The organism is Mycobacterium shottsii, assembly GCF_010728525.1.
GTDB lineage: Bacteria > Actinomycetota > Actinomycetes > Mycobacteriales > Mycobacteriaceae > Mycobacterium > Mycobacterium marinum.
Window position 1 is genome coordinate 1,386,961 of record NZ_AP022572.1, and the last position, 12,485, is coordinate 1,399,445.

Here is a 12,485-nt window from a genome sequence, read left to right on the forward strand (position 1 = left end):
GCTGTTTGGGTGATGCGGACGCATGCGATTTCTGATGATTTGTGGTCGCTGATCGTGGCGGTGTTGCCTGCGGGGCGGCGGCGTGGCCGGCCGTGGAACGATCATCGACGTACTCTGGAGGGCATTATCTGGCGTTACCGTACGGGATCTCCGTGGCGTGACCTGCCCGAGCACTTCGGTCCCTGGCAATCGGTGGCCGAGAGGCATCTACGCTGGTCGGTCGATGGCATCTACGCGCGGATCTTCGCGGCGATCGCCTCTGACCTCGACGCCGAGGACGCCGACCTGGGCGCACTGTTGTCGGTCGATTCGACCAGTGTGCGCGCCCACCGACACGCAGCCGGAGCGCGCCCGGGCGCCGCACAGGGGGATCTGTCGAATTACAAGAAATATCTCGATGAGCCCGATGACCACGCCATTGGGCGTTCCCGCGGCGGGCTGACTACCAAGATCCACGCCTTGACCGACCAGCTGTGCAGTCCGGTCACCCTGGCACTGTCGGCCGGTCAAGCCGGTGATAATCCGATGCTTTGGCCATTGCTGGCCGCCCGGTGCAGCAACTCATACGCCCCGTTTCGCCTGCTGGCGGACAAGGCGTACTCCCATGATTCGACGCGGGCACAGCTGCGCCGGCTCAAGATCGCCCATACCATCCCCGAGCGCAGCGACCAGATCACCCGCCGCAAAGCCAAAGGCCGCAACAGAGGACGGCCTCCGGGGTTCTCAGGCCGAATTTACAAGCACCGTAACACCGTCGAGCGAAGATTCAACCGGCTCAAACACTGGCGCGCGGTCGCCACCTGCTACGACAAATACGCCCTGACCTACCTCGGCGGTGTCACCCTGGCCGCCATCATCACCTACCACCGCGTCCGCAATTAGCAGACAGGACCTAGCCGGAGACGGCGGCCCCGGCGCGCCCGGCGGCACCGGCGGCGGTGGCGGCAATGGCGGCGCCGGTGCCAACAACTTTTCGGGCGGGTCCGCAACATCGGGGGGCGCCGGCGGTGACGGCAACAACGGTGGCGCCGGCGGCGACGGCGCGGCCGGCGGCAACGGCGGTAGCGGCGGCACCACCACGTCCAAGATCTCCAACGCCGGCTCGGGCGCCGACGGTGGCGACGGCGGCACCGGCGGCACCGGTGCGGTGGGCGGTACCGGCGGCAACGGCGGCAAAGGCGGCGACAGCGGTAGTGGTGGCTTCTTCACTCCCAGCCCCGGCACTGGCGGTGCCGGCGGCGACGGTGGCCATGGCGGTTCCGGCAGCAACGGGCAAGCGGGCGGTAGCGGTGGCCAGGGCGGAGCCGGCGGGAACGGCGGACTGCTGGCCGGCGATGGCGGCGCCGGCGGCCTGGGCGGCCAAGGCGGAGCGGCCGCAGCTGGTGCCAATGGCGGCGTAGCGGGCAACGGAGGCAACGGCGGCCACGGCCCATTTGGGGAAAAGATTCCCGCGGGAGGTAGCGGCGGCGATGGCGGCACCGGGGGCATCGGCGGTGACGGCGGGCTGGGTGGCGACGGTGGCGCCGGCGGACAGGGCGGTGCGGGCGGCCGCGCCGGTCTGCTGGCCGGTCTTGGCGGCGCCGGCGGCGACGGCGGCCTCGGTGGGACCGGCGGGGTGGGCGGCGACGGCGCACAAGGCGGCCTCGGCGGCAACGGCGGCGTGCGCAACAGCGACAACCTGTCCTACGACGGCATTATTGGCAACGGCGGAACCGGCGGCAACGGCGGAGTCGGCGGCCACGGTGGCGATGGCGGCGCCGGCGGCGAGGGCGGTTCGGGCAGCCTGCTAGGCGCCGCCGGTAGCGCTGGCAGCAACGCCGCCGGGGGCTCCGGCGGAACTGGTGGCCTGCGCGGGCAGGGGGGTGACCCCGGATCGACCGGGCGTGCGGGCACCGGAAGTGCGGGCGCCGACGGCATGAACGGGACCGACGGGGACCCCGGCGATCCCGGCGGCATGGCCTGATACCTGCCGAGTGCGCACCCCGCATAGTGGTTGATCAGGGTGCCGATGCCCGCAGTCGCGGGCTCGGGACCGCTGGCCGCCCGAACCAGGCGGTAAGCGCATCGAAGAGTCCACGGTCGGTGAGGTCATCTCCTACCCAGGCGACATACCCGTCGGGTCGAATCAACACCGCATCCGGAGAAGCGATCGCGCCTAGTACCGGAAGCTCCCAAACACCAGCATATTTCGCGTCAATCGGCAGGACTCGATGCTGCCATCCCGCGATGTCGAAGCGGCCGGGCTCAGCGAGGTTGAGCAGCACCGGCCGGGCCGCATGCAGGTAGGTGAAGACCCGCCGCGGGCCATCGGAGGTAGCCAGGTCCAGATCGGGCATGCGGCGACCGAGTAGCGGGTGTCCCCCACCGAGGTCATAACGAATGTCTAGCCCGGACATCATCGCGGCAAACCTTTTTCGCGGCTCCTCCATCATGAGGAGCTCGGAAATGGTGTCGCTCAACGCTTTTTTGCGGTCGTCCAAACGACGCAGCGCGACTTGGGCCATCGTGGTGCGTAGCACGCGAGCGGCGATCGGATGGCGTTCGGCATGGTAGGTGTCGAGAAGGCTTTCCGGCGACCTGCGATTGACCACTTGGGCCAGCTTCCATCCCAAATTCACCGCATCCTGGACGCCCGTGTTGAGGCCCTGCCCGCCGACTGGATCATGCACCTGTGCGGCATCGCCGGCGATTAGAACGCGTCCCTGTCGGTACATCGCGGCCTGCCGCGTCAAATCGGTGAATCTGGAAATCCAAGTGGGACTGTGAATCCCGTAGTCGGTGCCGTACACGGCGGTGAGCGCCGCGCTGAGATCGCCCAGGCTGGGTTCCCCGACGGCTTCGAGCTGCCGCTCGGTCACTACCACCCGTAGCGGACCACCGTCCGGCAACCTGGTGAAGCCGTGGACGCCGAGGGCGTCGTGGCGGACCTGGCCGAGGTTCGGGCCCGATTCAGACCCGACCGCCACCTCGACTTCGGCGATCAGCGAGCTCGTTGTCGGATCCCAGCCAGGGAAGTCGATACCAACCGCCCTGCGGACCAGGCTACGTCCTCCGTCGCACCCCACGACGTAGTCCGCACGCAATGGCGGGCCATCAGACAGCGTGAGGTCGACTCCGTTGTCGTCCTGGGTGATATCAGTAACTTCACATCCGCGATAGATCCGAACCCGCAGCTCGGCAACCCATTCGGCGAGGATCCGCTCAATGCGGTTTTGCCACAACGCCAGGCCATAGTTGTGTCGGGTGGGAAAGTCGCTGATGTCCAACGGGATTGCGGCGAATCGGGCGACCTGCGTGGCAGTACCTTGCGCGAGGAACCGGTCGGCGATGCCGCGCTGATCAAGAACCTCGATGGTGCGTGAATGCAGGCCGCCGGCACGCGAGCCAACCAGATCCTGGCTGACCCGTCGCTCGACGACGGCAACGTCAACCCCTACCAACGCCAACTCACCTGCCAACATCAGCCCTGTCGGTCCTGCACCGACAACCACCACCGCATGGTCAGCCATCGGTTCGAGCCCGTTTCGCGATCGATCCGGCGACGACGGCTTTGGCATTTCGCAACCCCCAATTCCCACAGATCCCGTTCTTGGCCAGCGATTTTGCGCCCCACCCCCGGTCTTGCCGCAAGCCCCCCAGTGCCCTATAAATTGAGAGTGGGAGGCAACTAGGGCTTGCCACTTTCCCTTGCCGTCAGTCGCGTCCAGCGGGTCATCGGGTAGCGGTGCCAACAATTGGGCGGGCCCGGGAGCGTCTCCACGGCCGGCGGCCGCCACGATGCGTGCCGATTGCCAGTGACCCGCACACACCGCTGGCTAGGGTGGGCTCTCGTGGAGCCGCGCCAGGATCTTGAATCGAGGAGCTTCGCCGGTACCTGGCGGGTCTATCAGCAGCAAGCGTTGGACGCGTTTGACGCTGACGTCGCCGGCGGGGACAACCGGTGCTATCTGGTCCTGCCGCCAGGTGCCGGGAAGACAATGATCGGACTGGAAGCGGCGCGCCGGCTGGGCCGGCGCACCCTGGTGTTGGTGCCCAACACGGCGGTACAGGCACAGTGGGCCGCCACCTGGGATGGACGCTTTCCCTCGACGGACCCGTCCACGGCCAGGTGTGGAACCGAGCGCGACCTGGCGTCGGCGATGAACGTGCTGACCTACCAGTCCCTTGCGGTCATCGACGACGAAACGGATTCGGCCGTCCGGCGAGAAGTGCTGCACAGCCGTGAACAGCAGGCCCTGTTGGAGCTGTTGCACCCGAACGGCAGGGCGTTGATCGAGCGGGCGGCAACGTTGGGCCCTTGGACGCTGGTGCTCGACGAATGCCATCACCTGCTGGCCACTTGGGGTGCGCTTGTCGCCGCGCTCGGGTCGGTCCTGGGCCCGCAAACCGCACTGATCGGGCTCACCGCAACCCCGGTAACAGAACTCACCGCCTGGCAGCACACCTTGCATGACGAGTTGTTCGGCACCGCAGACTTCGCGGTTCCAACACCCGCTCTGGTCAAGGAGGGCGACCTCGCGCCCTATCAGGAGCTGATCTATCTCACCGAACCGACGCCGGAGGAACAGGCCTGGGTGGCAACCCATCGGGCTCGCTTCGCCGAGCTCATACTGGCACTCATCGACCAACAGGTGGGCAGCATGTCGCTGGCCTCCTGGCTGCCTACCCGGATCGTGGACAGATCAACACGTGACGGCAATCAGATCGCCTGGTCGACGTTCGAACGCGCCGAGCCCGATCTCGCCCGCAGCGGTCTGCGCTTCGCCTACGACGGTCTGATTCCCTTGCCCGACGGTGCCCGCCTGCGCGAACAACACCGGGTTCCCCCCGATGCCCAAGATTGGGTCAATGTCTTGACCGACTTCAGCGTCGGGCACCTGCAGCAAAGCGACGATCCACGCGACGCGCAGGCACTTGCCGCGATCAAGCGGGTGCTACCCGGCTTGGGCTACCGGCTGACCAGTCGCGGCGTACGAGTGGCCACCTCCCCGCTAGATCGGGTGTGCGCACTGTCGGAGTCGAAGATCGCCGCCACCACACACATCCTCGACACCGAAGACGCCGTCCTGGGATCGGGACTGCGGGCGCTGGTGTTGTGCGACTTCGAATCGATGTCAGGCACCCTCCCGACGTCGCTGAAGGGTGCGCCGCTGAGCAACCAGTCGGGTTCGGCCCAGCTGGTCACCGCCATGCTCGCGGCGTCCGACAGCCGGCGGAACAGCCCCCTCAACGCGCTTTTGGTGACCGGCCAAACCTCCGCCTGCCCGGCCGCGATCGCAACACAGCTGATCGACTTCTGCGCCGAGTGCGGCCTGCTCGTGACCGCCGAGCCACTCGACACCCAACCCGCCCTGCGGACGCTGCGCGGTGGCGGCACCTTCACTCCCCGAACCTGGGTGGCGCTGGCTACCGAATACTTCCTGGCCGGACATTCCCGCGTCATGGTCGGCACCCGCGCACTGCTCGGAGAGGGATGGGATTGCGCGGCGGTCAACGTCAACATCGACCTGACGAGTGCAACCACCCAAGCTGCGATCACGCAGATGCGGGGCCGGGCAATTCGCGAGGACCCCAACGACGCTCAGAAAGTCGCCAACAACTGGTCGGTCTGCTGCTTCACCACCGAACATCCGTGGGGGGACGCCGACTACCTGAGGCTGGTCCGCAAGCACGACGGGTACTACGCGGCCAGCCCACAGGGGCTCATCGAATCCGGGGTAACGCATTGCGACCCGGCGCTGTCCCCATACGGTCCTCCGGCCGCCGATGCCCAGGCCATCACCGCGCGCGCCCTGCAACGCGCCACCCAACGGGCCGAAGCGAGGACCTGGTGGCGGATCGGCGAGCCCTATGAAGGTGTCGATGTCGCGACCATCCGAGTAAGAGCCGCGCACCCGTTTGGCGTCGCCGCACCCCGCATCGCGGCCTCGGCATTGACCCCGCCGGTACCGGGTCACCCCAGTCCGGCGCGGTTTGCCAGGGGTGCGCTTGCCGGCGTCTCGGCCATCGGTGCCAGTGCCGGCGCCGCCGTCACCGCGGTCAACTTCGGTCCGCTGGCGGGGGCCACCACCGCGGGCGGCATCATCGCAGCGGGCGCCGCACTGTTGGCGACGGCCGCCGCCGCCGAAAGTCGCCGCCTCGCCCACGCACCCAACGCTCTCGAGCAACTCGCCGCCGCCGTCGCGGATGGGCTCTACGCGGCAGGCGGCGCCGAAAGGGGGTCCGAAGCACTGCGGATCACTACGGATCAGGACGGATGGATCCGGTGCGAGCTGGGCGATGTGCCCACCGAGCAGTCTCGCCGGTTTGCCGAAGCCCTCGACGAGCTGCTCGCGCCGCTGACCGAACCGCGCTACCTGATCGGGCGCAAGATCCTCACACCGCCGGTCGGACGTTTCGCCCGGGGAATCTTCGCCGCCCGCGCCGCCATGGGGCTTCCGCTGCCCGGGGCGATCGCCTGGCACGCGGTACCGAGGTGGTTTGCCCGACGCAAAGATCGCAGGCAAAGCCTGGCCCAGTCGTGGCGACGTCACATCGGCCCGCCCCGACAGCTGCCGGCGGATTCACCGGAGGGCCAGGCGATTCTCGATCTGTTCCGCGGCGACAACCCGCTGTCGGTGACCACGCAGCTGCGCACGACCTGGCGGTGAGCCGGCGCCGTTGTCAGGTCTTGTCAGATCGAGCGCGTCCGATCACCGTGATTACGGGTGCGGTCACGGCTCGCCCAGCCGCCGTACCGCGGCGGCGATCCGCTCCTTGGTGGCGGTCAACGCCACCCGCACATGTTGGGCCCCCGCCGGACCGTAGAACTCACCGGGGGCCACCAGAATGCCGCGCTCGGCCAGCCAGGCAACCGTGTCCCGGCATCCTTCGCCGCGTGTCGCCCAGAGGTACAGGCCAGCCTCGGAATGGTCGACGCTGAACCCCGCGGAGGTCAACGCCGGCAGCAGCACCGCACGTCGTTGCGCATATCGCTCCCGCTGCTGCTTTTCGTGATCGTCATCGTCCAGGGCTGCGACCATGGCGGCCTGCACCTGCGTCGGCACCATCATCCCGGCATGTCTGCGCACCGCCAGCAGCTCGGCGATCAGTTCCGGATCCCCGGCGACAAAACCCGCGCGGTACCCGGCCAACGACGAACTCTTCGACAGCGAGTGCACTGCCAGCAACCCGGTGTGATCGCCACCGCACACCGCCGGATGCAGCACCGACAGCGGCTGGGCATCCCAGGCCAAGCCCAGATAGCACTCGTCAGAGGCCACGATGACGCCCCGTCCGCGCGCCAACTCGACTACCTTCTGCAGGTGCTCCATGCCCAGCACACGGCCGGTGGGGTTGCTCGGAGAGTTCAAATAGAGCAGGGCCGGCGATTGCGGGCCCAACTGAGTCAACGAGTCAGCCCGCTGCACCCGCGCGCCCGCCAGCCGCGCACCCACCTCATAGGTCGGGTACGCCAGCTCCGGAACCACCACCGCATCCGCGGACCCCAGACCCAGCAGTGTCGGCAACCAGGCGATGACCTCCTTGGTGCCGATCACCGGCAGGACCGCCGACTCGGCCAGCTCGGTGATGCCGTACCGGCGAGCCAAGGCGGCCACTGCGGATTCCCTCAGGCCAGCGGTGCCCGCGGTGGCGGGATAGCCCGGCGAGAAGGCGGCGGCCGTCAGCGCTTCTTGGACCAGCGGCGCGACGGGATCCACCGGGGTACCGACGGAGAGCTCGACGATGCCGTCCGGATGCGCCCCGGCCCGCGCTTTCGCCTCGGCCAACGTGTCCCAGGGGAATTCCGGTAGTGACGCTGAAACGCGCAAGCTGCGGCTCCGGGGATCTAGTGGCCCGCTCAGTCTTCTTCGCCCTGCGGCGGCAGATCCTTGACCACCTGGGGGTCGTTCTCGGTCATACCGACCTTGGCGGCGCCGCCGGGAGAGCCAAGTTCTGCGAAGAAATCTGCGTTGATCTGCGTGTACTGGCTCCACTGCTCAGGCACATCGTCTTCGTAGTAGATCGCTTCGACGGGACAGACCGGTTCGCAGGCCCCACAGTCGACGCATTCGTCGGGGTGGATGTAGAGCATCCGGGCACCTTCATAGATGCAGTCGACCGGGCATTCTTCGATGCATGCCTTGTCCTTGATGTCGACGCAAGGTTCGGCGATCGTGTACGTCACGGACGTCTCCTCAACGTGTCCTTTGAGTACTGCTTGATGTGGGCTGTTACTCGCCTGGACCCGGGCTTCTTCCGAGCCACGGTTAGGCCGAGCGTTCGGTTACTGATACTAGACGTTGCATATACAACACAACTAATTGGCACGCTCGTCGGGGTCCGCCGCCTATATGCACCTAGTTGCATAGCGCCCCGGGGTGCGATCTATGCTGCGCGGGTGGCACTACCACACGCGATATTGGTATCGCTGTCCGAACAGGCCGGCTCGGGCTATGAACTGGCCCACCGATTCGATCGCTCCATCGGACACTTCTGGACCGCCACCCACCAGCAGATCTATCGCACATTGCGGTTGATGGAGAGCAACGGCTGGGTGCATGCCAAGCCCGTGGTCCAGCACGGCCGACCCGATAAGAAGGTCTATTCGGTATCCGACAATGGTCGCCAGGAGTTGGCCCGCTGGATCGCTGAGCCACCCAGCCCGACCCGTCCTGGCCGCGCGAGCGCGCTGACCGACAGCAGCACTCGCGACATCGCGGTCAAGCTGCGCGGTGCCGTATATGGCGATAGGGAAACGCTGCGCAGCCAAGTCGCCGCGCTGCGCGCCGAACGTGTCCAGGCGCTAGACACCTACCGCGGAATCGAAAAGCACAGCTTTCCGGATCCGTCGGCACTCAGTGGCGCCGCGTTGCATCAGTACGTCGTGCTGCGCGGCGGAATCCGGGCCGAAGAAAGTGCCATCGAATGGCTCGGCGAGGTAGCTCAAGCACTCGAGGAGAAATGATGACCAGTCCCTACCCAAATCTGTTGTCTCCGTTGGATCTCGGGTTCACCACACTGCGTAACCGCGTGGTCATGGGTTCGATGCACACTGGATTGGAGGACCGGTCCAAGGACACCGACCGACTCGCCGAGTACTTCGCCGAGCGGGCCCGCGGTGGCGTCGGAATGCTGATCACCGGCGGGTACGCACCCAATCGCACCGGTTGGCTCTACCCGTTCGCCTCCGAACTGGTGACGCCGGCCGAGGCCCGGCGGCACCGCCGCATCACCGGTGCGGTGCACGACGCGGACGCCAAGATCCTGCTCCAGGTCCTGCACGCGGGACGCTATGCGTATCACCCCCTTTCGGTCAGCGCTTCCTCGATCAAGGCCCCGATCAATCCGTTTCGGCCGCGCAAACTGACCTCGCGCGGCGTGGAAGCCACCATCGCGGACTTCGCGCGATGCGCACAGCTGGCCCAAGAAGCGGGCTACGACGGGGTCGAAATCATGGGCAGCGAAGGGTACCTGCTCAACCAGTTTCTGGCACCCCGAACCAACAAGCGCACCGACTCGTGGGGCGGGACACCGGCCAAGCGCCGCCGATTCCCCGTCGAGATCGTCCGGCGCACCCGCGCCGCGGTCGGCCCCGACTTCATCATCTGCTACCGGATGTCGATGGCCGACTATGTCGAGGGCGGCCAGAGCTGGGACGAAATCGTGGCGTTGGCAACCGAACTGGAATCAGCCGGTGCCACGATCATCAACTCCGGTTTCGGGTGGCACGAGGCGCGAATTCCAACGATCGTCACCTCGGTGCCCAGCGGCGCGTTCGTCGACATCAGCAATGCGGTAGCCGAGCAGGTCAGCATCCCGGTGATGACATCCAACCGGATCAACATGCCTCAGGCCGCCGAGCAGATCCTGGCCGACACCGACGTGGCGCTGATATCGATGGCCAGACCGATGCTGAGCGACCCGGAATGGGTGCTCAAAGCGCAGTCCGGCCGGGTCGACGAGATCAACACCTGCATCGCGTGCAATCAGGCCTGCCTTGATCATGTCTTCGTCAAGAAGAAGGTGTCCTGTCTGCTCAACCCCCGAGCCGGACACGAAACGCTGTTGACGCTGTCCCCCACCCAACGTGCCCGCACCGTGGCCGTCGTCGGGGCCGGCCCCGCCGGCCTGGCGGCGGCGGTCGCCACCGCCCAGCGGGGCCACCGGGTGACATTGTTTGAGGCCAACGACTTCATCGGCGGCCAGTTCGACCTGGCCCGTCGCATTCCGGGTAAGGAGGAATTCAACGAAACCATTCGGTATTTCTCCACGATGTTGGCCAAGCACGGCGTCGACGTACGGCTGGCTACCCGGGCCACGGCCGACGAGCTGACCGGCTACGACGAGGTGGTGCTGGCCACCGGCGTGGCACCCCGGATACCGGCCATCCCCGGCATTGCGCACGCCAAGGTATTGACCTACACCGAGGCGATCACCGGCGCCAAGCCGGTCGGGCCGAGCGTGGCTGTCGTCGGCGCGGGCGGCATCGGGTTTGACGTCACCGAACTCCTGATCACCGAATCGTCGCCCACCCTGAACCTCAAGGAATGGAAGGCTGAGTGGGGCGTTGTCGATCCACAGGAGGCCCGCGGCGCCCTGACCACTGCGCTGCCGACTCCGGCAGCCCGTGAGGTGTATCTGCTGCAGCGCACCAAGGGGCCACAGGGAAAGCGCCTGGGCAAGACCAGCGGCTGGGTGCACCGCGCTTCGGTCAAGGCAAAAGGGGTTCACCAGCTCTCCGGGGTGAACTACGAGCGGATCAGCGACGACGGCCTGCACATCAGTTTTGGCCCGGACCGGCAGCGGCCGCAGCTGCTCGCGGTGGACAGCGTGGTGATTTGCGCGGGCCAGGAACCGGTGCGCGACCTGGAGACCGACCTGCGCAGCGACGGCGTTGACCCACACATCATCGGCGGTGCGGCACTGGCCGCGGAGTTGGACGCCAAACGAGCCATCAAACAGGGCACCGAGCTTGCCGCCCGCCTGTGATGGCTACCCGGCTACCCCATTTCGCCTACGGTGAAACTGCCCCAACCACGGCTCTGAACTGCGGATAGTTATAGCCGGCGAGAGTCCTCCGATACAAAGTTTGATAGGAGCAAACCCGCGGGGCCTGCTAGTCTTGATTCAAAGGCGGCAACCGCTGGGCAGATGTCGTCGCCGCGTTGGCAGTGCAATAGCTGGGGAAGGTGTCCACAAAATGAGGCTGTCGTTAACGGGACTGGGTGTCGCCGCTGGTGCTTTCGCGTTGTCGTTGAGCGTCGGCGCGGGGGTCGCATCCGCAAGCCCACTGGATACGGTCATCAACACAACCTGCAACTACGGCCAGGTGATGGCGGCGCTGAACGCCACCGACCCTGGGGCCGGCGCGCAGTTCAACGCCTCGCCGGTGGCGCAGGGTTGGCTGCATTCGTTCCTGGCGTCGCCGCCGCCGCGGCGCGCGCAGATGGCCGCGCAGCTGCAGGCCATGCCTGGGGCGTCGCAGTACGTCGGGCTGGTCGAGTCAGTCGCCTCGTCCTGCAACAACTACTGAGCGGATTAGGGCGTGTCTGCTTAATGTGAATGGTGTTTTGGCTGATGCTGTTTGGGTGATGCGGATGCATGCGATTTCTGATGATTTGTGGTCGCTGATCGTGGCGGTGTTGCCTGCGGGGCGGCGGCGTGGCCGGCCGTGGAACGATCATCGACGTACTCTGGAGGGCATTATCTGGCGTTACCGTACGGGATCTCCGTGGCGTGACCTGCCCGAGCACTTCGGTCCCTGGCAATCGGTGGCCGAGAGGCATCTACGCTGGTCGGTCGATGGCATCTACGCGCGGATCTTCGCGGCGATCGCCTCTGACCTCGACGCCGAGGACGCCGACCTGGGCGCACTGTTGTCGGTCGATTCGACCAGTGTGCGCGCCCACCAACACGCAGCCGGAGCGCGCCCCGGGCGCCGCACAGGGGGATCTGTCGAATTACAAGAAATATCTCGATGAGCCCGATGACCACGCCATTGGGCATTCCCGCGGCGGGCTGACTACCAAGATCCACGCCTTGACCGACCAGCTGTGCAGTCCGGTCACCCTGGCACTGTCGGCCGGTCAAGCCGGTGATAATCCGATGCTTTGGCCACTGCTGGCCGCCCGGTGCAGCAACTCATACGCCCCGTTTCGCCTGCTGGCGGACAAGGCGTACTCCCATGATTCGACGCGGGCACAGCTGCGCCGGCTCAAGATCGCCCATACCATCCCCGAGCGCAGCGACCAGATCACCCGCCGCAAAGCCAAAGGCCGCAACAGAGGACGGCCTCCGGGGTTCTCAGGCCGAATTTACAAGCACCGCAACACCGTCGAGCGAAGATTCAACCGGCTCAAACACTGGCGCGCGGTCGCCACCTGCTACGACAAATACGCCCTGACCTACCTCGGCGGTGTCACCCTGGCCGCCATCATCACCTACCACCGCGTCCGCAATTAGCAGACAGGACCTAGGCGCCTCCCACGTTTCGGGGGCCGCAC

9 protein-coding genes and 1 pseudogene are annotated in these 12,485 nt (G+C 66.6%); 7 read left to right on the plus strand and 3 right to left on the minus strand.

Annotation, left to right across the window (positions count from 1 at the left end; genetic code table 11):
• The first annotated feature begins 9 nt into the window (after positions 1-9).
• Both G6N41_RS06550 and G6N41_RS06555 read left to right on the plus strand, forming a co-directional pair.
• The gene (locus tag G6N41_RS06550; RefSeq protein ID WP_407663780.1) at positions 10-882 is read left to right on the plus strand and encodes an IS5 family transposase; all 873 of its coding nucleotides are present in this window, start codon (positions 10-12) and stop codon (positions 880-882) included.
• On the plus strand, positions 836-1,963 hold the full coding sequence (locus G6N41_RS06555; protein ID WP_263013102.1) for a hypothetical protein: 1,128 nt from the start codon (positions 836-838) through the stop codon (positions 1,961-1,963). Before G6N41_RS06550 ends, G6N41_RS06555 begins: the two co-directional genes overlap by 47 nt.
• A 34-nt stretch (positions 1,964-1,997) precedes the next feature.
• Here G6N41_RS06555 and G6N41_RS06560 read toward each other — a convergent pair whose 3' ends face one another.
• Positions 1,998-3,509: an FAD-dependent monooxygenase gene (locus tag G6N41_RS06560; protein ID WP_456320214.1), complete on the minus strand. Its 1,512-nt coding sequence runs from the start codon at positions 3,507-3,509 to the stop codon at positions 1,998-2,000.
• A 321-nt stretch (positions 3,510-3,830) separates the two neighbouring features.
• Between G6N41_RS06560 and G6N41_RS06565 the strand changes: the two genes are divergently transcribed.
• Positions 3,831-6,650, plus strand: a complete 2,820-nt coding sequence (locus G6N41_RS06565) for a DEAD/DEAH box helicase family protein (RefSeq protein ID WP_198966926.1) — start codon at positions 3,831-3,833, stop codon at positions 6,648-6,650.
• A gap of 63 nt (positions 6,651-6,713) precedes the next feature.
• Here G6N41_RS06565 and dapC read toward each other — a convergent pair whose 3' ends face one another.
• Both dapC and fdxA read right to left on the minus strand, forming a co-directional pair.
• Positions 6,714-7,811, minus strand: coding sequence for a succinyldiaminopimelate transaminase (gene dapC, locus G6N41_RS06570; RefSeq protein WP_198966927.1), 1,098 nt, complete (start codon positions 7,809-7,811; stop codon positions 6,714-6,716).
• Positions 7,812-7,840: 29 nt separating this feature from the next.
• Complete coding sequence (fdxA, locus tag G6N41_RS06575; RefSeq protein WP_012395844.1) at positions 7,841-8,167, minus strand: ferredoxin; 327 nt, start codon at positions 8,165-8,167, stop codon at positions 7,841-7,843.
• Between the two features lie 213 nt (positions 8,168-8,380).
• On the opposite strand from fdxA, the gene G6N41_RS06580 reads away from it, so the two are divergent.
• From G6N41_RS06580 to G6N41_RS06595, 4 genes and pseudogenes are all read left to right on the plus strand, one after another.
• Complete coding sequence (locus tag G6N41_RS06580; RefSeq protein WP_020729884.1) at positions 8,381-8,947, plus strand: PadR family transcriptional regulator; 567 nt, start codon at positions 8,381-8,383, stop codon at positions 8,945-8,947.
• The gene (locus G6N41_RS06585) at positions 8,947-10,971 is read left to right on the plus strand and encodes an NADPH-dependent 2,4-dienoyl-CoA reductase (protein ID WP_020729883.1); all 2,025 of its coding nucleotides are present in this window, start codon (positions 8,947-8,949) and stop codon (positions 10,969-10,971) included. The genes G6N41_RS06580 and G6N41_RS06585 overlap by 1 nt, the downstream gene beginning before the upstream one ends.
• 211 nt (positions 10,972-11,182) lie before the next feature.
• Positions 11,183-11,515 (plus strand): hemophore-related protein, encoded by a 333-nt coding sequence (locus G6N41_RS06590; RefSeq protein WP_198966928.1) that lies wholly within the window; start codon positions 11,183-11,185, stop codon positions 11,513-11,515.
• 55 nt (positions 11,516-11,570) lie between these two features.
• Positions 11,571-12,444 (plus strand): annotated as a pseudogene (locus G6N41_RS06595) (IS5 family transposase).
• Positions 12,445-12,485: the final 41 nt, after the last annotated feature.